General features: G+C 40.3%; 19 protein-coding genes and 2 other annotated features. Of the genes, 2 read left to right on the forward strand and 17 right to left on the reverse strand.

Features of this window, described 5'->3' with window-relative positions:
• Positions 1 to 17 precede the first annotated feature (17 nt).
• The 5 genes from Q0371_RS09590 to Q0371_RS09610 all read right to left on the reverse strand — a co-directional run bounded on the left by Q0371_RS09590 (position 18) and on the right by Q0371_RS09610 (position 6328).
• On the reverse strand, positions 18 to 944 hold the full coding sequence (locus tag Q0371_RS09590; RefSeq protein ID WP_298470650.1) for an RluA family pseudouridine synthase: 927 nt from the start codon (positions 942 to 944) through the stop codon (positions 18 to 20).
• Positions 944 to 1420: a signal peptidase II gene (gene lspA / locus Q0371_RS09595; RefSeq protein ID WP_169361233.1), complete on the reverse strand. Its 477-nt coding sequence runs from the start codon at positions 1418 to 1420 to the stop codon at positions 944 to 946. The genes Q0371_RS09590 and lspA overlap by 1 nt, the downstream gene beginning before the upstream one ends.
• A 416-nt stretch (positions 1421 to 1836) precedes the next feature.
• On the reverse strand, positions 1837 to 4599 hold the full coding sequence (gene ileS / locus Q0371_RS09600) for an isoleucine--tRNA ligase (protein WP_298470653.1): 2763 nt from the start codon (positions 4597 to 4599) through the stop codon (positions 1837 to 1839).
• Positions 4600 to 4665: 66 nt separating this feature from the next.
• Positions 4666 to 4883, reverse strand: a binding site (T-box leader).
• 52 nt (positions 4884 to 4935) lie between these two features.
• The gene (locus tag Q0371_RS09605; protein WP_169361231.1) at positions 4936 to 5445 is read right to left on the reverse strand and encodes a DivIVA domain-containing protein; all 510 of its coding nucleotides are present in this window, start codon (positions 5443 to 5445) and stop codon (positions 4936 to 4938) included.
• A gap of 94 nt (positions 5446 to 5539) precedes the next feature.
• Complete coding sequence (locus Q0371_RS09610) at positions 5540 to 6328, reverse strand: YlmH/Sll1252 family protein (protein WP_169361230.1); 789 nt, start codon at positions 6326 to 6328, stop codon at positions 5540 to 5542.
• On the opposite strand from Q0371_RS09610, the gene Q0371_RS09615 reads away from it, so the two are divergent.
• A complete protein-coding gene (locus Q0371_RS09615; RefSeq protein WP_298470655.1) occupies positions 6320 to 6667 on the forward strand; it encodes a hypothetical protein in 348 nt (115 codons plus the stop codon). The genes Q0371_RS09610 and Q0371_RS09615 overlap by 9 nt on opposite strands.
• Positions 6668 to 6760: 93 nt before the next feature.
• Here Q0371_RS09615 and raiA read toward each other — a convergent pair whose 3' ends face one another.
• The 3 genes from raiA to Q0371_RS09630 all read right to left on the reverse strand — a co-directional run bounded on the left by raiA (position 6761) and on the right by Q0371_RS09630 (position 8586).
• Entirely contained in the window at positions 6761 to 7318 is a 558-nt protein-coding gene (raiA, locus tag Q0371_RS09620; protein WP_251552802.1) for a ribosome-associated translation inhibitor RaiA, read from the reverse strand.
• Positions 7319 to 7399: 81 nt separating this feature from the next.
• Positions 7400 to 7810 carry a PilZ domain-containing protein gene (locus Q0371_RS09625; protein WP_298470658.1) on the reverse strand — a complete coding sequence of 137 codons (411 nt, stop codon included), beginning with the start codon at positions 7808 to 7810 and terminating at the stop codon, positions 7400 to 7402.
• Positions 7811 to 8091: 281 nt separating this feature from the next.
• Positions 8092 to 8586 carry a C40 family peptidase gene (locus Q0371_RS09630; RefSeq protein WP_169358843.1) on the reverse strand — a complete coding sequence of 165 codons (495 nt, stop codon included), beginning with the start codon at positions 8584 to 8586 and terminating at the stop codon, positions 8092 to 8094.
• 488 nt (positions 8587 to 9074) lie between these two features.
• Here Q0371_RS09630 and Q0371_RS09635 point away from each other — a divergent pair, with 488 nt between their 5' ends.
• On the forward strand, positions 9075 to 9866 hold the full coding sequence (locus Q0371_RS09635) for an SDR family oxidoreductase (protein WP_298470660.1): 792 nt from the start codon (positions 9075 to 9077) through the stop codon (positions 9864 to 9866).
• 406 nt (positions 9867 to 10272) lie between these two features.
• On the opposite strand, the gene Q0371_RS09640 is transcribed toward Q0371_RS09635, so the two are convergent.
• From Q0371_RS09640 to ilvD, 9 genes are all read right to left on the reverse strand, one after another.
• Positions 10273 to 11118: a VOC family protein gene (locus Q0371_RS09640; RefSeq protein ID WP_298470662.1), complete on the reverse strand. Its 846-nt coding sequence runs from the start codon at positions 11116 to 11118 to the stop codon at positions 10273 to 10275.
• 348 nt (positions 11119 to 11466) lie between these two features.
• Positions 11467 to 12051 (reverse strand): 3-isopropylmalate dehydratase small subunit, encoded by a 585-nt coding sequence (leuD, locus tag Q0371_RS09645; RefSeq protein ID WP_298470664.1) that lies wholly within the window; start codon positions 12049 to 12051, stop codon positions 11467 to 11469.
• Positions 12052 to 12063: 12 nt separating this feature from the next.
• Positions 12064 to 13473: a 3-isopropylmalate dehydratase large subunit gene (gene leuC, locus Q0371_RS09650; protein WP_298470666.1), complete on the reverse strand. Its 1410-nt coding sequence runs from the start codon at positions 13471 to 13473 to the stop codon at positions 12064 to 12066.
• 15 nt (positions 13474 to 13488) lie between these two features.
• Positions 13489 to 14589: a 3-isopropylmalate dehydrogenase gene (leuB, locus tag Q0371_RS09655; RefSeq protein WP_298470668.1), complete on the reverse strand. Its 1101-nt coding sequence runs from the start codon at positions 14587 to 14589 to the stop codon at positions 13489 to 13491.
• Positions 14590 to 14612: 23 nt separating this feature from the next.
• On the reverse strand, positions 14613 to 16154 hold the full coding sequence (locus Q0371_RS09660; protein ID WP_298470670.1) for a 2-isopropylmalate synthase: 1542 nt from the start codon (positions 16152 to 16154) through the stop codon (positions 14613 to 14615).
• A complete protein-coding gene (gene ilvC / locus Q0371_RS09665) occupies positions 16141 to 17172 on the reverse strand; it encodes a ketol-acid reductoisomerase (RefSeq protein WP_298470672.1) in 1032 nt (343 codons plus the stop codon). Before ilvC ends, Q0371_RS09660 begins: the two co-directional genes overlap by 14 nt.
• A gap of 30 nt (positions 17173 to 17202) precedes the next feature.
• Positions 17203 to 17721 (reverse strand): acetolactate synthase small subunit, encoded by a 519-nt coding sequence (ilvN, locus tag Q0371_RS09670; RefSeq protein ID WP_169358835.1) that lies wholly within the window; start codon positions 17719 to 17721, stop codon positions 17203 to 17205.
• Entirely contained in the window at positions 17718 to 19472 is a 1755-nt protein-coding gene (gene ilvB / locus Q0371_RS09675) for a biosynthetic-type acetolactate synthase large subunit (protein ID WP_298470675.1), read from the reverse strand. Before ilvB ends, ilvN begins: the two co-directional genes overlap by 4 nt.
• An 85-nt stretch (positions 19473 to 19557) precedes the next feature.
• Positions 19558 to 19816 (reverse strand) — a binding site (T-box leader).
• A gap of 7 nt (positions 19817 to 19823) precedes the next feature.
• Positions 19824 to 21491, reverse strand: a complete 1668-nt coding sequence (ilvD, locus tag Q0371_RS09680; RefSeq protein WP_298470677.1) for a dihydroxy-acid dehydratase — start codon at positions 21489 to 21491, stop codon at positions 19824 to 19826.
• Positions 21492 to 21976: the final 485 nt, after the last annotated feature.

A 21976-nucleotide genomic window follows, 5' to 3' on the forward strand; every position in this document is an offset into this window, starting at 1 on the left:
GTAATCAGTATATCTGACTATTCTTCTTTTGGCAATGCTGTTTTTCTCAAATCTTGCAATAAATCCGTGAAATCCTCTGGTAGTGGGTATGAGAATTCTAAGTATTCACCGGTTCTAGGCTGTATAAACCCAAGAACTCCCGCATGTAAAACCTGTCCATTAAAGTTTAGTGTTTTCTTTGGACCATATTTGGGATCTCCAGCTAAAGGATAACCAATATACTTCATATGAACACGGATTTGGTGTGTTCTACCAGTTTCTAACTGACATTCCACTAAAGTATATTTGTTAAAGCGTTCTAATACACGGAAATGAGTTACAGCATGCTTACCATTATCAACGACTGCCATGTTTTGACGTTCTTTTTTGTCTCGGCCAATCGGTGCATCAATTGTACCTTTGTCATGAGCAATGTGGCCATGAACAAGTGCTGTATATTTACGAGTAACAGTTTTCTTTACAAGTTGGTCTACTAAAGAAACATGGGCAACATCGTTTTTAGCTACCATTAAAAGGCCTGTCGTATCCTTGTCAATACGGTGGACAATTCCCGGTCGTAATACTCCGTTAATACCAGAAAGGTCCTTAATTTGATGCATAAGACCATTAACAAGCGTACCGCTAAGATGTCCAGGAGCCGGATGAACTACCATACCTCTTGGCTTATACACTACTAATACATCCTCGTCTTCATAAACGATTTCAAGGTTTAAGTTTTCTGCCACTATGTCTAGCTCAACTACTTCAGGAGGTGTGACAATAATAACATCGCCTTCTTTTACCTTGTAGCTTGTTTTGGCAGGCTCGTTATTAACTAATACACTACCATCTTTTATAAAATTTTGAATTTGTGTACGAGACCAGTCTGTATCAAAAGAAGCAATTGCTTTATCAATTCTCTCTTTTTCTTGTTCCTTTTCAATAATAAACGTTAATTCTTCCATTATTTCACCTTTTTCTTTTCAGCTCGTTCTTCTTGTAGTATAAAAATAATTACTACTACAACTCCTATAGTCAGGGCAGCATCTGCAATATTAAAAATCGGAAAATCATAGTTAACAATTGGAATGAGCACATCTACAAAATCAACTACTTCGCCTTTCCAAAGTCGATCTATAAAGTTACCAATTGCTCCACCTAGTAAAAGCATTAATCCTACTTGAAAAACAGGTTTCCCTTTTGCTTCCTTATGGAAGTAATAAATAATTGCAGCGATTACAATTATAGTAACTACCGCAAAAAACCCTATTTGTCCTTGGAGCATACCCCACGCGGCACCACGGTTACGATGTGAAAGCAGTGCAAAGTAAGGGTCCCAAATCATAATTTGCTCACCAAGCGTCATATTTTTAACAACAAGCCATTTTGTCCATTGATCTAAGGCAATAACAAATACTGCTAGTCCATAAAATTTCCACACATTAATTCCCCCGATAATCAAATAAGCCTTAACGACCTCTCTCGTCTGTAGTAATGAATATTACATCCAACTTATAATTATTAAAAAGATTTTTGCTGAATAATATTAAACAATCTACAATAGTTTACCATAGAAACCTATCTTACGTAAAAGAGCATCTATAGATTATACAAAGAAAAGTTAGGCTTCTCTTTAAACGTCCTGGGAAACTCTGTGTTATATAATACTTTGCTGTTTATGCAAATACTATACTAGCTCTTATAAAAAGTGCCCTAATTAACAGGTTCGCTATATAATCACTCTCGTTATAAAAAAAGCGAGTACGTAAACGATAATCGTTCACGTACTCGCCTTTATTCTTTTTGACTGTGGTTTTCGGTGCCTATGAATTTACATAAAGGACATCTATAAATTTATTATACGTAATGTTTTTCTACAACTTCTGCACAACGAGTACATAAAGTCGGGTGAGCTTCGCTTTCTCCTACTGTTTCAGCAATAGTCCAGCAGCGTTCACATTTTTCACCATCTGCTTTTTCTATTACAACAGATGAATGCTCAAGCACTAAACTGTTTGCTGGAGCATCAGATTGGGAGCCTCCCAGAACAAACTTAGATACGATAAATAATTGTGCAAAGTCAATTGCATCAGTATCGAACAATACTTTATATTCATCACTAACATATAACGTAACTTTTGCTTCTAATGATTTACCAATTGTCTTCGCATTACGAGATTCCTCAAGCGCTTTAAGAACATCATCACGTAGTTCCATGATTTTTTCCCACTTAGGAGCAAGAGCTTCGAAAGCTGGGTATTCAACAGCATCTGGCATGTCAGTTAATTGGACACTTTCTTCCTTCTCATGCTCCAAATAAGCCCAAAGCTCATCTGTTGTATGGGGAAGAATTGGAGTTAACAGTTTCAATAAAGCTGAAAGTGTATCATACATGACGGATTGCATTGCACGACGATCTTTGTCATCTGCTCCATAAATATATACAACATCTTTTGCAATATCTAAATAGAACGAGCTTAACTCTCCAGATACGAAGTTATTTACTGTGTGATAAACGGTCGCAAAATCATAGCGCTCATAAGCTGCTCTAACAGTCTTAATAACTTCTTGTAATTTCATGTACATGTATTGATCTACTTCACGTAAATCTTCAAATGCCACACGATTGCTTGCTGGATTGAAATCACTGATGTTCCCATGTAAGAAGCGAAGTGTATTACGGATTTTACGATATACCTCTGTCACTTGCTTAATAATTGCATCTGAAACTCGAACGTCAGCAGTATAGTCTACTGAAGCAACCCATAGTCGTAAAATGTCAGCACCTAACTGGTTCATTACTTTTGCAGGAACAATTACATTTCCTAGTGATTTACTCATTTTACGACCATTTCCGTCTAAAATAAATCCGTGACTTAGTAGCCCTTTGTATGGTGCATGACCATGCATAGCTGTACTTGTGATTAAAGAAGAGTTAAACCACCCACGATATTGGTCAGAACCTTCTAAATATAAGTCTGCTGGGAATACCAAATCATCACGTTCTTCTAAAACACCATGGTAGGAAGATCCAGAGTCAAACCAAACGTCCATAATATCTGTCTCTTTTGTAAAGATACCATTTGGGCTATGTGGATGTGTGAATCCTTCAGGAAGCAAGTCTTTCGCTTCTCTTTCAAACCAAATATTCGAACCATGCTCACGGAAAAGATTTGATACATGAGCAATTGTTTCCTCTGTTAAAATCGGTTCTCCATCCTCTGCGTAAAACACTGGAATTGGCACACCCCATACACGCTGACGAGATATACACCAATCTCCACGGTCACGAATCATATTATATAAACGCGTTTCGCCCCATGCTGGTGTAAATTTAGTGTTACGGATAGATTGTAATAATTCATCTCTAAATGCCTCAATTGAAGCAAACCATTGTGGTGTTGCACGGTAAATAACAGGCTTTTTCGTACGCCAGTCATGTGGATATGAGTGAGTAAAGAATGTAAGTTTCTCTAATGCTCCTGCTTCTTCTAATGCTTCTGTAATTGCTTTGTTGGCTGTATCATAGAATAACCCTTCGAAGCCTGGTGCTTCTGCTGTCATTACTCCACGCTCATCTACTGGACAAAGCACATCTAGACCATAAGCTTTCCCTACGTAAAAGTCATCTTCCCCGTGTCCTGGTGCCGTATGAACACAACCAGTACCAGATTCAGTAGTTACGTGTTCACCTAGGATTATTAAAGAATCACGGTCATACAAAGGATGTTTAGCAACTAGACGGTCCATTTCTTGACCAAGAATTGTACGTTCAATAGAATACTCTTCCCAGCCCAGCTCAGCTGCCACTGATTCTACCAAGTCTTTCGCTACAACATATTTATTTTCATTTGCTTGCACTACGACATACTCCACTCGTGGATGCAATGAAATAGCAAGGTTTGCTGGAATTGTCCATGGAGTTGTAGTCCAAATAATAAACTTGGTACCTTCTTCTAATACCCCTTTACCATCTGTAACAGCAAAGCTTACATAAATGGATGGAGATTTTTTATCTTGATATTCAATTTCGGCCTCTGCTAACGCTGATTCACTTGAAGGTGACCAGTAAACAGGCTTCAATCCTTTATAAATGTATCCCTTTTTAGCCATCGCACCAAATACCTCGATTTGGCGAGATTCAAATTCAGGCTTTAAAGTCACATAAGGATTTTCCCAATCTCCACGCACACCCAAACGTTTAAACTGAGTACGTTGGTTGTCAATTTGTTGATAGGCATAATCCTCACATAGCTTTCTAAATTCAGCCAATGATAATTCTTTACGCTTAACACCTTTGTTTGTTAAAGCCTGTTCAATTGGAAGTCCGTGAGTATCCCAGCCTGGCACATAAGGAGCATGATAGCCAGTCATTGATTTGTGACGAACGATCATATCTTTTAGAACTTTGTTTAAAGCATGCCCAATATGAATATCACCGTTTGCATACGGAGGACCATCATGCAGGACGAAAAATGGACGATCTTTCGTTCTTTCTAAAACCTTCTTGTAGATGTCCTGTTCTTCCCATTTTGCTTGGATATCTACTTCTTTGACCGGTAGGTTTCCTCGCATAGGAAAGTCTGTTTTTGGCATTAATAATGTGTCTTTGTACTCCATTTGTTCTTCCTCCTTCATTTTTCGCAGGTACTGGTATATTTACAAATAAAAAAACCCCTCATCCCAAAAAGGGACGAGAAGTTATGCTCGCGGTACCACCCTACTTGCGATTACCAAAAGTAATCGCCGCTTAGTATGTCATAACGGGACATATCCGAAGACACTTAAAAATTCAGTGTCCTTGCTCCAAAGTGATCTTCTAAAACGCTTCATTGCTTGAGCTTCCACCATCCCCAAGTCGCTTGACTGAAATCATTTTTAGACGTCTTTTTCAATGCATGTATATATGATATGAAATTATTATAGGAAATGTACGGCCAGCCGTCAAGAAATCTCTTATTCCTCTGTAGCAGAAATACGATCGACAGCAGTAGAATCTACATCATACTCCATCAAATGATTCCAATCGTCTGTATTAATAAGATCTAATTGAGCCTCTACTAGCATTTTAAAGCGATTTCTAAACACTTTAGACTGTTTCTTCAATTCCTCTATTTCTAAAGCAATTCTCCGAGCTTTAGATAGAGCTTCATTGACAATACGGTCTGCATTTTTTTCTGCCTCTTTTACAATAAGCTTTGCTTCTTTTTGAGAGTTTCGTCTTACTTCCTCAGCAGCCTCTTGGGCAACAACTATGGATTTATGTAAGGTTTCTTCTATAGTGGTGAAATGGCCAACCTTTTCACTAGATGACTTCAATTTAAGCTCTAACTCTTTTTTTTCTTTGATGAGTATCTCTAAGTCTTTCATGATTTGATCCAGAAATTCGTTTACTTCATCTTCGTTATAACCTCTGAATCCTTTACTGAACTCTTTGTTATGTATATCAAGTGGTGTTAGTGGCATCCTATCCATCTCCTTTACATACTAATCTTCTTCCCTCTATTATACATTTCCGGCAGGTTGAAAACATCTAAATTTCAAATTTAATTTAAGGAAATCACTTTTTTGGCTCTAATCTACCAATTTGCAGTCTAATTTTGTCTTTTTTTGTTCTTCCTTCAATCATCAATAACTTTAATCGACCAAATCCTCTTACAGAGATGAGATCTAACTCCTGTAACTCTAAGGATGTTTGTTCTTTTACAGTGAAATTGACCTTTACTTTTCCACCTTGAATGATAGAAGCAGATTTTTGCCGAGAAATATTGAAAATAGATGAGATAACTGTATCCAGCCTTAAAGAGCTAACCGTATGATTTTCAGAAGTCCATATTTCTTGCTGTCTAAAATAATTAGCCGGATCTTCTACTACTTCCATATGAACTTTAACCTTACCAATACTGACGAAATTTGCTCTAACGTAGTCAAGAACCTCTGTAGCAACTACAAACTGAATAGATCCTTCCTCCACACGAATATCACCAAACTTACTTCGATCAATCCCTAAGGACATCATCGAACCGAGTACATCTTGATGCTTTAATGTTACAAATTTTTGTGGATATTTTACTTCCACTACGGTCATATTATAATCAGATTCCGCTGGTTCGAAATACGAGGGATAAAGTAGTATCCTTTTTCTCTCCGCGTCCTCTAAAGCACCAGCAGAGCTAGACTCAATTATTTCATATTGCCCACGTATAGACTCCACGATAAATTGTTGTCTTGGGTCTAAGAAATCCGTTAGCTTTGGCGCATAACGATCCTCAACCTCTCTCATCATACTAACCGTTTGCTCGATAAAAGGTTGCTCTTCTTTCCTAAAATGCTGTAATAAATGTTCCATATAATCAAGACCTCACTGAAATTTATAATTAGAAAAGCACAATCGCCTGTCTCTGCCCCGACAGGCAAATGGAGAAAAGCGAGGAGGCAGCTCTTCAGCCACCGGAGCTTTTACCCATTTGACCCCGAGGGGCAAGGCGATGGAGCTAGACATCAAGAAAAGCGTAACCGCCTATGTCTGCCCCGACAGGCAAATGGGAAAAAGCGAGGAGGCAGTTCTTCAGCCACCGCAAACGCTCTTGTTTGCGAAGAGCTTGCGCAGGAGCAGCTTTTATCGAGGGACAAGGCGATGGAGCTAGACATCAATTTATCCACAGATACACTTCCTAACCAATATTAAAAGCTCTTCTCAAGTAACGAGAAGAGCTTTGTCGCTTTTTGTCGATGCCCTATAGAACATTCATATGTGGCACAGAAAGCTTCATTGATGTATTTAGTTTGTTTCGATTAAACCGTATTTCCCATCTCTACGCTTATACACAATATGAGTACCCATTGAGTCAGCATCAGTAAAGATGAAGAAGTTGTGACCAAGCATATTCATTTGTAAAACTGCTTCTTCTTGATCCATTGGTTTTAAATCAAATTGTTTAGTACGGACGATATTGTATTCGTCTTCTTCTAAATTTGAAACTGGTGCATCAGGCGGATCGATTGCAGCGAAGTAAGCTCCAACCCCTTCACGCTCACGGCTTTTACGATTTACTTTTGTTTTATATTTACGAATTTGACGTTCTAATTTATCTACTATTAAATCAATAGCGGCATACATATCAGTATGACGTTCTTCCGCTCTTAAAGTTAAATTCTTCATTGGGATTGTCACTTCGACCTTAGTTTGTTTGTCATTGTATACCTTTAAGTTGACATTTGCAGTCGCTTGAATTTCTTCGTTGAAGTATCGACCAACTTTTTCGATCTTACCCTCAACGTAATCACGAATTGCAGGAGTCACCTCAAGGTTTTCTCCACGAATGTTAAAGTTTAGCATGTAAACTCCTCCTTTAATTTAACTCTATATAATATTTCTACAATCCCTATTTAATATCCTTCTTTTTAAGAAATAAAATAATTATTTTTTGTCGAATCTTGTCACAACTTTGGGTTTGTTTTCCACTTCTTTTCGCCGGCGAGCTTTCAGTTCATTAACAATTCTTTGCTCCTTGTCATGATCCCCATCTAATCGTACTCCGTATTCGAAGAAACCATGGACACTCTTCTTACACCAAACAAGCTCACCTATCATATCTAGCGGGGTCTCATCAATAGTAAAACTTATCTCGATTTGCTTTATTAGCTCGATAGTAATGGATAGCTCTGTGACCATTCGCAAGCCATTTGGGCTTATATCTACGATTTGACAGTTCCCCTTATTAGAGAATTCAGCAGGCTGGTCACCTCCCGAGTCTTTTATTAGACGAAAAGTTGCTTCAGTAGGTTCACCAAATGTGTAACGAAAATATTCATTTCTTTTATATTGCATACTATGTCCTCCCACAAGAGCCAATAATAACCTTATATTTTTTTCTTCATTATGCCTAATAAAGAATTTATTTACAAGAAATTATTCGACTGCTAGAGGTATATGAAAATAATGTTGCTATTACTTTTATACCCTAATTATGTATTTTAAACACTTTACTATAATTCCCCTTTTATTGGAGTTTTAAATGCAAACCATCCTAGTACGATTAAAACTATTATTATATGAAGCTATAAAAAAATACCTTACCGACTAATCCGATAAGGTACCTTGTTATATGTTTATTTATTTGCAGTCATCGTTACATCTGCTACTCGTTTAGCTCCGACAAAACGTTTGCCCCAATAGTATGGATCGCTTAGCTTATCTACCTTTACACCTTTTGAGCTTGAAGAGTGAATAAATTTCCCGTCTCCAATGTAGATGCCAACATGCGATACGCCTTTACCAGATGTATTAAAGAAAACTAAATCCCCTGATGAAAGATCGTCCTTTTCTACTTTTGATCCTTTTGCATACATACCTGCGGATGATCTTGGAAGATTAACTCCTAAATCATCAAATACGTAGCCTACAAACCCTGAACAATCAAATCCAGCAGTAGTAGTGCCGCCTCCGCGATATTTAATGCCTATTAAGTTTTTAGCAGTGGATACTAATTCAGATGAATCTATTGAGCTAGAAGCTTCAGTATTAGCTGCATATGGAATTGTGACTAAAAGCATAGATAAAATAATTATACCAATGACTTTTTGCGATATAGACTTCAAGTTCATGTAGTTCCTCCGACGTCATAAATTTTCTGAAAACTTAACTATATTCATCTTATCACTCTTTAAACCTTTTTTATTTTACAGTTATGTAACATTTTCATTACAAAAGACGTCTAATGTAATCAAGGAAATTTCCTGTTAAATTTGGGACAACCCTTGATACATAAGGTTTTCAACAAAAAACCATCGACAATTGTCGATGGTTTCTACGCTAAATATAGATGTAAAATCTGTGAAATCTTCTCTTAATCTGTTTTTAGGACAAAACGAATAATTTTATCTATCTCTGCATACTAAAAAAATAGGTAGTTATAAAGTAGTAGAAATAAAATATTTAACAAATTAAAAACAGCGTATAAATCGCTCTTTGGAGGGCTACTGTTTAATTAAATATTGACGATCAAATCGAAGATAATCATTTACACTGACAAATCTGAATATTAAATGTAATATATTCTTATAAATAAGAAAAGAAAGGGTTGAGTGCTTAAATGGACTTAGGACTCCAAAATAAACGTGTTATAGTAACGGCATCAAGTAAGGGCTTAGGAAAAGCAACTGCTTTACAGTTTGCACAAGAAGGAGCAAAGGTGCTTATCTCTAGTCGCAATGCAGAAGAATTAAAGGTAACCATGGAGGACATTAAACAACATAGCTCCAATCCAGATATCTTCTACACTGTTTGTGACGTTACGAAGGAAGAGGATATTGCTCAATTATTTAAAGAAGCAGAAACTAAGCTTGGTGGAGTAGACATTTTAGTCAATAATGCTGGTGGCCCATCTCCAGGAGGATTCGGGCAAGTAACCGATCAAGACTGGATGGAAGCATTTGAAAAAAATCTGCTTAGCTATATACGTACCATTCGACAAGCTATTCCATTCATGCAAGCACAAAAATTCGGCAGAATAGTAAACATTTCTTCGTCTTCTACTAAAGAAGTATTAGATGGTCTAATTTTGTCGAATACCTTCCGATTGGGTATGGTTGGTTTGTCGAAAAGTATTGCAAGAGAATATGGCAAGGATAATATTTTGATTAATACCGTTGGACCAGGGCGCATTCAAACAGATCGCGTAACAGAGCTAGATGAAATTGCAGCTAAAAAGCGTGATATAACCGTAGAAGATGTTCGAGAAGGGTTTAAACAAATCATTCCAATGGGCAGATATGGAGAGCCTGCTGAATTTGCCAAGGTCATTACCTTTTTATGCTCTGAGGCAAATACTTATATGACAGGTCAAAGCCTAGTAATTGATGGTGGAATGTTGAAGGCATTATAAAATGAGGAAGAAGACTGGATGTTGTTCCAGTCTTTTTTTATTGCATTTGGGACATAAAGAAAAATGCCCCCAACTACTAATTGGAGGCATTGGCTTATTTAGGTTATGTTGAAGTTAATGGTTGATTTTTGACTAAGCATTTTTTAAAAGTGGCTGGCAGTTTTGCAGCTTTGTTTAGAAAGAATATCTATATGCTTTTTACCGACGAATTAAAGCTGTTCTCCATTTATTGATTGGAGCACCAGACGGCGACTCCTGCGGGATGAGGGAGACAGATAAGACATCACAACCATGCGTGCAAGCGATGGGTGGTGGCTTATCGCTCACCCCGCGGAAAGCGTCCGGCTGGCGCGGAAATCAATCTTACTATTTGCAACATAAATCAACCCTAGTTTTTAACTAAGCTTTATTTTACTACCATTTTAATTTTGTTTTCTGATGGATCTTTCGTATAAAAAATTTCGTTTTCTTCAAGAACAGAAATGTTTTGTTCACGCAAATTTTTTACCGCTGTCTCTCTTGCTTCTATAGAAGGATAAATAATATTAAATGCCTCTAATCCAGTCATGTTTTCTGAGGCTGGTTGTGCACCTGCTCCCGCCCAAGTGTTCAAGCCGATGTGGTGATGGTACTTTCCAGTAGACATAAATAAAGCGCCAGGATAAGGAGTAACTACTTCAAACCCCAATAACTCATAAAATTCTTTTGCATCTTCTATATCAACTACCTGTAAATGTATATGACCCATTACAGTTCCTTCGGGCAATCCATTCCATTCCGTGTTGGCACCTGCTGCTAAAATAGCTGGTGCATCGATTCCTAAAGTGTCCATAGCAACAGCACCTTTTTCCCATTTCCACTCTGTTTCTGGTCGATCACTATAAATCTCAATCCCATTTCCATCTGGATCATTTAAATACAGCGCTTCACTAACAAGATGATCCCCCGCTCCAATACGAATACCATTTTCAGCAAAGAATCTTAAAATAGCTCCTAAATCTTTACGATTTGGTAATAGTAGTGCGAAATGATAAAGCCCTGTTGTTTTAGGCTCTTTTGGCACTACTTTTTCTGGTTGTTCAATGGATAAAAGAGCAGTTTTCCCGTCAGCTGTTAGCCAAATTTTGCTTGCTTGTCTATCTAATACTTTAAAGCCGATTACTTCCTCGTAAAATTTAAGTGATTGCTCTAGGTCAGTTACCTTTAACTCGACAAGCTCGACATATGTAGAAGGTTTTTGGTGAAATTTCATAATTTATTTGCTCCTCTTTTTAAGTTACTTTTCGTAAGTAATTATATTTTAATTACCTACTAAAGTCAACTACTCTTTATTGTAGGAAAACATTGCACTGATATTAGTTTTGGAGATTGATCTCCATGTTATACTGCTCGTATCTTCCTTACCGGTCATATATTTCTGTGAACGGTTATAAATCTTCGCCGAACGGTCATAAATTTCCGAGAACGGTTATATCTCTCTTCAAACGTTATATATTTCTACTGCCATTACTTTGACAATGCATTCTTTCCTTTCTCAAGTCTGTACCTAGTCCTTTACACTATAAAAGCCACTAATCCGCTTCGATTAGTGGCTTTCTATTTATACAGTGGCAAACTTCTTTTCCTCATACGCTTTAATTTGGTCTTCGTATTGGAAAGTTAGCGAGATTTCATCCCAACCGTTTAAAAGCATCTTCTTTTGGTAAGGGTCGATTGGGAATGAATACGAGACTCCATCCTCACCCACTATTGTTTGCTCCTCTAGATTTACTTCTATTGAATAATTTTCTTTACTTAAGATGGCTTCTACTTCCTCTACAGTTAATTTAATAGGAAGAATGCCGTTTTTCATGCAATTGTTGTAGAAAATATCTGCAAAGCTTGGTGCGATGACGACACGGAAGCCGTAGTCCAGGATCGCCCATGGGGCATGCTCACGTGAGGAGCCGCAGCCAAAGTTTTCATGAGCTACTAGAATAGTGGATTCCTTATAACGCTCGTCATTTAGGATAAAATCTGGACGTTCGTTTCCTTCTGCATCGAAGCGCCAATGGTAGAAAAGATATTTTCCGAATCCTGTGCGCTCGATTCTTTTAAGAAACTCTTTGGAAATAATTTGGTCTGTGTCAACGTTTTTTCTATTTAAAGGTGTAACGATACTATTGATTTCATTGATGGGCTCCATGTTTTTTCCTCCTTATGCAGGCACTAGTTGAAATTTCCGAACGTCTACAATATGTCCCTCGATAGCTGCAGCAGCTGCCATAGCAGGACTCATGAGATGAGTTCGCGCTCCTGCTCCTTGACGGCCTTCAAAATTACGATTAGATGTGGATGCACAATGCTCTCCAGCGGGAACAATGTCATCATTCATAGCTAGACACATACTGCAGCCAGATTCTCGCCATTCGAAGCCTGCTGCCTTGAAGATTTGGTCGATGCCTTCCTCTTCTGCTTGTTTCTTCACGGTTTGCGAGCCTGGTACTACAATAGCTGTGACGTTTGGATGAACCGTGCGCCCCTCAATTATTTTAGCTGCGTTGCGCAGATCGCTTAAGCGAGCGTTCGTACAAGAACCGATAAAGACATTACTAATTTGAATGTCCGTCAATGGCATACCTTCCTGCAGTCCCATGTACGTAAGTGCTTTTTCATGTGCCTGCTGATCGGAAGCCTCTTGGAAATCTGTTTTATACGGAATACTTTGGGACACTCCAGATCCCATCGAAGGGTTTGTTCCCCAAGTGACAAACGGCTCGATTTCCTCTGCATTGATTTCCACCGTTTTGTCGTAAGTAGCTTCTGGATCAGACGCCAAGGCTAGCCAACGTGATGCTTCCTGTTCAAATGCTTCACCTGTTGGGACGTATTCTCTGCCTCGTAAAAACTCGACTGTTGTCTCGTCTGGGCTAATCAAACCTGCTCTCGCTCCTGCTTCAATCGACATATTACAGATGGTCATGCGCTCCTCCATCGTAAGCTTCCGAATAGCTTCTCCGGTATATTCCACGATGTAGCCAGTTCCCATATCAATTCCGAACTTGGCGATGATCGCTAGGATAATATCTTTCGCTGTTACTCCTATGCCTAGCTCACCATTCACTTTAATTTGCATCGTTTTTGGTTTAGCCTGCCAGAGAGTTTGAGTCGATAAAACATGCTCTACCTCACTTGTACCGATACCAAATGCGATGGCACCAAAGGCACCGTGTGTGGAGGTATGACTATCTCCACACACAATTGTTTTACCGGGCTGCGTTAAGCCTAGCTCTGGCCCAATAATGTGAACAATTCCTTGGTCTGGATGTCCGATATTTGCTAAAGGAACTCCGAACTCATCACAGTTTTGCTGTAACGTGTTAATTTGTTTACGAGCAATTTCATCTTTAATTTCTTTTTGATTTCTTGTTGGCACATTATGATCCATCGTTGCGAAGCAAAGGTCTGGGCGGCGTACTTTACGATTATTTAAGCGTAAGCCCTCAAACGCCTGGGGAGACGTTACCTCGTGAAGCAAATGAAGGTCGATATAGAGAAGGTCTGGTTTCCCCACTTCCTCGTATACAATATGTTCATCCCAAATTTTCTCGATAATCGTTTTTGCCATGTAGTCCCTCTCCTTTTATACGTATGAATACATAATGCTTTCTGAAACAAATTCTGAATCTAATTCATCTAACACCTTGTCAGTCCATTCACTTGTGGATAGAACTCGCTTCCCGTTCGTCTGCAAGTCTCCTGTAAAGTAACCATCGTTTAGTACATTAAATACCGCTTCTTCGATGGCTGCAGCCTCTGTTTCCATTTGGAAAGCCTCGCGGATCATCATGGCAGCAGATAGAATGCATGCAGCAGGGTTCGCTTTGTTTTGACCTGCAATATCTGGTGCAGAGCCATGGACCGGTTCATAAAGTCCGAAGCCGTCACCCCGGGTACTAGCAGATGGTAGCATTCCTAGTGAGCCCGTGATCACAGACGCTTCATCGCTTAAAATATCACCAAACATGTTTTCCGTTACGATGACATCAAAAGCACCTGGCTTAGTGATTAGCTTCATCGCTGTTGAATCGACTAGCATATGCTCTACTTCTACGTCCGGATAGCCTTGTTTTTTCTCTTCTACAATTTCTCGCCAAAGCTTACTGGAATCTAACACATTCGCTTTATCTACAGAGGCTAGCTTACCTCTGCGGCTCCGAGCTAGCTGGAATGCGGTGTCTACAATTCGCTCGATTTCATTGCGAGTATAGACTAGAGTGTCCAATGCGTAATCATTTGTTTTCTTGCGAGGCTCTGCAAAATACAAGCCGCCTGTCAGCTCTCGAACTATTACCATGTCAACATTTTCTGCGATTTCCTTTTTAAGTGGAGAAGATTCTAGTAGAGCTGGAATAGCCTTCACTGGACGAATATTCGCATAAAGTCCGAAGTGCTTGCGAATTGCCAATAAACCTTTTTCAGGGCGTAAATGAGATGGGTTTTGATCCCATTTAGGTCCACCTACCGCACCTAACAGGATGGCATCACTATCACTGCACAAGCTGATCGTTTCTTCTGGCAGTGGATTTTGACAAGCATCAATTGCTGCTCCGCCGATTAACGCAAATTGCAGATTAAATGTATGATTATATCGCTTTGCAATTGTTTGAAGCACCTTTACCGCTGCCTCCGTTACTTCAGGACCGATTCCATCACCAGGTAATACCGTTATTGTTTTTTCCATCCCATTCACTCCCATTGTTTTATTTATTGAATGACTGCTACACGCTCTTTAAAATGTGCATTCATTAGTTGTCGGTTGACTGCATTGATATACGCTCTTGCAGATGCCTTTAGTACATCCTGCGATGCATTTCTTCCGGAAGAGGTTGCTCCGTTGTACGATAGATTGATCACTGCCTCACCTAGAGCATCTCGCCCTTTTGAAACTGAGGAAACCCGATAATCCAAAATTCTTACCTCTCCATTTACTAGATTTTCTAATGTGTTAAAGATGGCCTCTACCGCACCAGAGCCGTTGCCTTTTGCGGTCCTACTCTCACCAATTGGCATCTTCACTGTGATGGATGCAGTCGGTACATTGTTTTCGTAGTTAATAACTAGTTCCTCTAATTCGTAAACCTCAACTTCCCCACTGCTTACTTGCTGATCTGTCAATAAAACAAATAGATCCTCATCGGATATTTCCTTTTTACGATCCGCTAGCTTCTTAAATGCTGTAAAGGCTGCATTTAGCTTTTCATCGCTTAGCTGGAAGCCCATTTGCACTGCACGACTAAAGAATGCGTGACGACCGGAATGCTTACCAAGCACTAGCTCGGTTGCGACATCTCCAATTAGCTCTGGCGTAATGATTTCATACGTTTCAGGGTTTTTGAGCATCCCATCCTGATGAATGCCGGATTCATGAGCAAAGGCATTTTTTCCGACGACTGCCTTGTTCGGCTGAATGACGACTCCCGTAAGCTTACTTACTAGCTGACTCGTACGCTTAGTTTCCTTTAAGATAATGCCGGATTCCGCTTGGTAATAATCGCTTCGAATATGCAATGCGACTGCGACCTCTTCTAATGCTGCGTTTCCTGCACGTTCACCGATTCCATTAATCGTTCCCTCTACCTGTGTCGCTCCATTTTCAATGGCTGCAAGTGTGTTCGAAACGGCAAGACCGAGGTCATCATGACAATGGGCAGAAAGCTTAACCTTCTCAATACCAGTTACATTCTCGGACAAATATCTAAACAAAGCACCATATTCAATCGGTGTGGCATAGCCCACTGTATCTGGGATATTGATCGTTGTAGCTCCGGCTTTAATGACTTCATTGATAATACGAACTAGAAAATCCTTGTCAGATCGTGTTGCATCCTCCGCAGACCATTGCACTAATGGAAAGTATTTACGTGCTAGCTTCACCGACTCTACTGCGATTTCTATAACCTGCTCCGGTGTTTTGTTGAGCTTGTATTGCATATGGATTGGCGATGTAGCGATAAATGTATGAAGGTGAGGCTGAACCCCTCCTCTTAATGCCTCCCAGGACGTTTCGATATCGCTCTTAATCGAACGAGCGAGACCAGTTACGACTGAATTTTTAACGGTGTTCGCTATTTGCTGAACTGCGTTGAAATCACCAGGTGACGAAGCAGGAAAACCTGCCTCGATAATAGAAACTCCGAACTTCTCAAGCTGGCGAGCGATCTCTAGCTTTTCCTGAGTGTTTAAGTTAATCCCAGCGGACTGCTCCCCATCTCTTAGTGTCGTGTCGAAAATATCAATTTTGGCCACTCGTCACCACTTCCTTCTTCGCTTTTTTTCCTTCATTGATAAATGGCATCATTTCACGTAGCTGTGCACCTACTGTTTCGATTGGATGCTCTGCCTCTGCTTGTTTGATGGCATTGTATTTTGGTCTGCCTGTTTCATTTTCTTCAATCCATTCCTTCGCGAACTTACCGTTTTGGATGTCTGTTAATACATCCTTCATGCGGTCTTTAACTGACGAATCAATGATGCGTGGACCGGAAACGAAATCTCCCCACTCCGCTGTGTCAGAAATGGAAGAGCGCATCGTTGCCATTCCACCCTCATACATTAGGTCAACAATAAGTTTCAACTCATGTAACGTTTCAAAGTATGCAAGCTCTGGCTGATAGCCTGCCTCCACTAATGTTTCGAAGCCTGCTTTTACGATTGCTGTTGTACTACCGCAAAGCACTGCTTGCTCTCCGAAAAGATCTGTTTCTGTTTCTTCCTTAAACGTTGTTTCTAACACTCCAGCACGAGCCGCCCCAATCCCTTTTGCATAGGCCAACGCTAAATCCTTTGCTTGACCCGTTGCATCTTGGTATACCGCGAACAAGCCAGGTACGCCTGCTCCAGATTCAAATGTACGGCGAACTAAATGCCCTGGTCCTTTTGGAGCTACTAAAAATACATCCACGTCTGATGGAGGAACGATTTGGTCGAAGTGAATATTAAAGCCGTGGGCGAATACTAACGCCTTGCCCGCTGTTAAAGCAGCTTCAATTTCTGCCTCATAAACTGCTTTTTGTCGTTCATCTGGCAATAAAATCATGATTACGTCTGCTTTTTCTGCAGCCTCTTGCACGGAGTAAACCTCTTGCCCATCTTCTTGTGCCTGGTCAAAAGATTTTCCAGCACGAATTCCTACAATCACGTTAAAGCCTGAATCCTTTAAGTTTTGTGCATGTGCATGACCTTGTGATCCGTAGCCGATGATTGCAATTGTTTTTTCCTTTAAAGATCCTTCATTGATATCCCCGTTATAATACATTTTCGCCATTTTCATTTCCTCCTCAGATTGTTTGTTTTGTTATTGCAATATAGAAAGATAAGGTGCATTTGCGGCCTTTTGCGTTTCTCTTACAAAGGCAGTAACACCAGTTCTTGTTAATTCTTTAATGCCATAAGGCTTGACGAGCTCGATAAACGCATCTATTTTTTCTGGATTACCTGTGACCTGGAATGTAACAACATTTTTTCCTGTATCAATCGTTGAAGCTCGGAAAGGCTCTACTAAACTATTGATCTCCGCTCTTACAGAAGGTGGAGACACTACTTTTACTAATGCGAGCTCCCTGACTACTATTGATTTTTCTGTAATATCATTTACCTTCAGCACGTCTACTTGTTTTTGGAGCTGCTTTAACAGCTGTTCAAGCTTCTGTTCATCCTCTACGTTAACGACAAAGGTCATTTTAGAAATTTGAGGCTGCTCGGTGTGACCTACTGTGATGCTCTCAATATTGAATTGACGCTTCATCAGGAGACCAGTCACGCGATTAAGCACTCCACTTTGATTGATGACCGTGACAGTAATGATTCGTTTCATTCTGGCTTCACCCCAATCATTTCGTGTAATGCCGTGCCCGGGACAACCATTGGAAGGACACTTTCCTTTTGGACTACTCGGCAATCAATCAGCACTGGCTCATCCGACTCGAGTGCTTCTTTTAATTGCACCTTTGCCTCTTCATATGTCTCGATTTTATATCCCTTAATATCGTAAGCAGCTGCCAGCTTGATAAAATCTGGCTGTACCGGTATTAAGGATTGAGAATAACGTTCTCCGTGGAAAGTTTCCTGCCACTGACGAACCATACCGAGTGCCTGATTGTTTAAAATAATGACCTTTACCGGTATACGCATTTCTTGGAGTAAGGAGAGCTCCTGAAGTGTCATTTGGAATCCAGCATCTCCAACGATGGATACTACCTTTGCATCCGGCTTAGCTATTTGAGCTCCAATCGCTGCTGGGAATCCAAATCCCATCGTACCTAAACCACCAGATGTAACCCAGTTATGGGGATGACTGAACTTGTAATACTGTGCCGTCCACATTTGGTGCTGGCCTACATCTGTTGTCACAACTGCCTCTCCATTTGTGTATTCCTGCACTAGTTCTAAAACCTGCTGAGGAAGCAGCCCCCTATCTCCACTTGCATCATAATGTAATGGGTATTGCTCTTGATTGACCTTTAAGCTCTCTAGCCAAGCTGCTGTGTTGCCATTTGGTGCATTTTGATGGAGTAGGGCCTCTAATGCCTCTTTTGCGTCCGCAACAATCGGTATTTCGGTTGGTACGTTTTTACCGATTTCCGCTGGATCAATATCGATATGAATTACTTTCGCGTTTGGAGCAAAGTAATTTAGATTCCCTGTTAAGCGGTCATCGAATCTTGCTCCTATATTAATGAGTAGGTCGCATGTTTGGATGGCCATATTCGCTGTGTATGTCCCGTGCATACCGGCCATTCCTAGAAACAAAGGATGTGTTCCCTCGATACTACCTAGCCCTAGTAGCGTATTTGTAATCGGTATTTGGTATTTTTCTGCTAGCTCCTTTAGTTGTTCTGAGGCGTTTGCAAACAAAACTCCTGCTCCCGCTAATATTAATGGTTGCTTTGCTGTAGAGATTGCCTGAGCCGCCTTCTGAATTTGCAGGAAGTTCGGCGTAGTAGTTGGCTGATAGCCTGGTAAATTAACTGCTTCCGTTTCCCCTTCCCTTGGGGTGAAAATACCTGTTGCTATATTTTTAGGTATATCGACGACTACTGGTCCTGGACGACCTGTGGAAGCAATGTGAAATGCTTCGTTCATAATTCTTGGGAAATCTGCTACATCCTTTACTTGGTAATTGTGCTTCGTAATTGGCTGTGTGATTCCAATGATGTCTGCCTCCTGGAAGGCATCTGTTCCGATAACGGTTGTGGCGACCTGGCCAGTAAATACGACTAATGGAATCGAATCCATCATTGCATCTGCAATCCCCGTCACCACATTTGTAGCACCAGGGCCCGATGTTGCAATCACCACTCCGACTTTCCCAGACACTCGTGCATATCCTTCTGCTGCATGTATTGCTCCTTGCTCATGACGGGCAAGAATATGCTTAATCGGGTTTTTATGCAGTGCATCATAAATCGGTAAGACTGCACCACCTGGATATCCAAATACTACTTCCACCTGGTGCCTTTTTAGCGTCTCGATAAACACGTCTGCACCATTCTTTTCCGGGACAGCTATACTGGTCGCCGGCTCCTCTAACAATTGCTCCGCTTCTACAGTTAACTTCATCATCATTCCTCCTCTTCCTCAAATCGTCCAGTTTTTATCTAATAAAAAAGAAAAGAATTTCCTCCCACACAAAGAAACCATCGTTCTTTTGTATAGGGATGAAATTCTTTTCATGGTACCACCCTAATTCGTAGCGCAACCGCTACCTCGCAGACAAACGACATAGCATCGAACGTCCATTTTTAACGAGAGTAGCTTATTACTACACCCGGAAGTATCTAAAAGGGATAATCCCGTTCAACACCTCACTCCGAGGGGATGTCGCTAAAGGTTGTATTGCCGGCTCCCAGCACTACCGGCTCTCTGTGAATACAAAATTCCTTTAACTTTTGCCTCATCATAGATTTACAGCAATATTTATATTTTCATCACGCCACCTGTACTTGCAGATGTAACGAGCTTGGAATACCTTGCTAAATATCCTTTTTTAATCTTTGGTTCAAATGGTTGTAAATCTGCTCTTCTTCTAACGAGCTCTTCCTCACTCACCTGTAACTCTATCGTTCTATTAATAAGATCAATCGCGATTATGTCGCCATTTTCTACTAAAGCAATCGGTCCTCCGTCAGCAGCCTCTGGAGAGATATGCCCGATAGAAATTCCTCGGGAAGCACCTGAGAACCTTCCATCTGTAATCAGTGCCACCTTTGTTCCTAATCCACGACCTTGAATCGCAGATGTCGGTGCCAGCATTTCTGGCATTCCTGGACCACCTCTTGGACCCTCGTAGCGAATAACGACTACGTGACCTTCTCTGACAGTTCCATTATCAATAGCTTCTTGTGAAGCCTCCTGCGAATCAAAGACGATTGCCTCGCCTGTAAACTCCTTTATAGAAGGATCGACAGCACCAACCTTGATGACACCACCCTCTGGGGCAATGTTTCCAAATAAGACAGATAGACCGCCTACTGGACTATAAGGATTTTCTTTTCTTCGAATCACCTGTTCATTCTTAATCTCGCAATCTTTTACATTTTCGTAGAGTGACTTACCAGTAATCGTTAGTCGATCTGGGTGAACCGCTCCAGGTATTTCACATAGCTCTTTTATAATCGCGCTGACTCCTCCAGCTAAGTGGACATCATGCATGGAGTAATCAGATGCCGGCATGATTTTCGATAAATATGGAATTCGCTTAGCTACTTCATTTATTTCACTTACGTTATACTCGATTTCTGCCTCGTGAGCGATTGCTAACGTATGTAACACTGTATTTGTCGATCCGCCCATTGCCATATCAAGTGCAAATGCATCATCGATCGTTTCTTTTGTAATCAAGTCTCGAGGCTTCACATCCTCCTTGACCATCCGGACAAGATGTTTGGCAGCTTCTTTAATGAGCTGATGTCGCTCATCCGAAGTAGCAACAATCGTTCCATTGCCCGGTAGCGTAACACCTAGCATTTCCATTAAAGAGTTCATGGAGTTTGCCGTGAACATCCCGGAGCATGAGCCACAGGTCGGACAAGCGTTTTGTTCGATGTCTAACAGCTGTTCAGCAGTCATCGACCCCGACTTATACGATCCGACCCCTTCAAAAACGGAAGTAAGGGAAAGCTGCTTACCATCTGCAGAAACTCCCGCCTCCATTGGTCCGCCTGACACGAAAACCGATGGGACATTCGTTCTTACAGCTGCCATTAGCATTCCTGGAGTTATCTTGTCACAGTTCGGAATATAAAAGACTCCGTCAAACCAGTGGGCATTGATAACCGTTTCTGCTGAATCGGCTATTAGCTCTCGACTTGGAAGCGAATATCGCATTCCAATGTGCCCCATTGCGATCCCATCATCTACACCAATCGTGTTGAATTCGAATGGAATACCTCCCGCCTCTCGAATGGCATCCTTTACAACCTCTGCAAACTTATTTAGATGCATATGGCCAGGAATAATATCGATATACGAGTTACAGACACCGATAAACGGCTTATCCAAGTCTCTTGTTTTTACCCCAGTAGCGTAAAGTAAGCTACGATGTGGGGCTCGATCTACACCCTTTTTAATCATGTCACTTCTCATATTTTATCGCCCCTATACTTTACCGCTTCAACGCGTTTGCCTGTGCAAAATTCGTAAATACCTGTTTAACTTACTTTGTGAATTTTCTTGCAATATTTAATATATTGAAGATATCATAACCCCTATAAAACTTAGAGTCAACCGTATTTCTTCAAATTTTCTGTTAGTTTTGAATATTCATTTATATTGTAATCGCTTACAATAGCGATATATCGCATTTTGTATAAGGAAAAATTATTTTAAAATTTGTTTATACATAACATGATTGTGAGAGGCATATGGGTGGGGATTTGGTAAAAGAAGAGGGGAATCAAAAAAAAATTTTTCCTATTAAGTAACACTGCAATTACTTTACTTCTACGTAACAGTCCTCCTACTTGCCAGTAGATCTTTTTTTCAGCAACACTTACTTACGTTTGCGCAACACTTTGCCCCATTTCTGCAACACTTCCCTGATTCGCGCAACACTTTCTTCATTTCCCGCA

The sequence above is a fragment of the uncultured Psychrobacillus sp. genome, from assembly GCF_938022135.1.
Classification (GTDB): domain Bacteria; phylum Bacillota; class Bacilli; order Bacillales_A; family Planococcaceae; genus Psychrobacillus.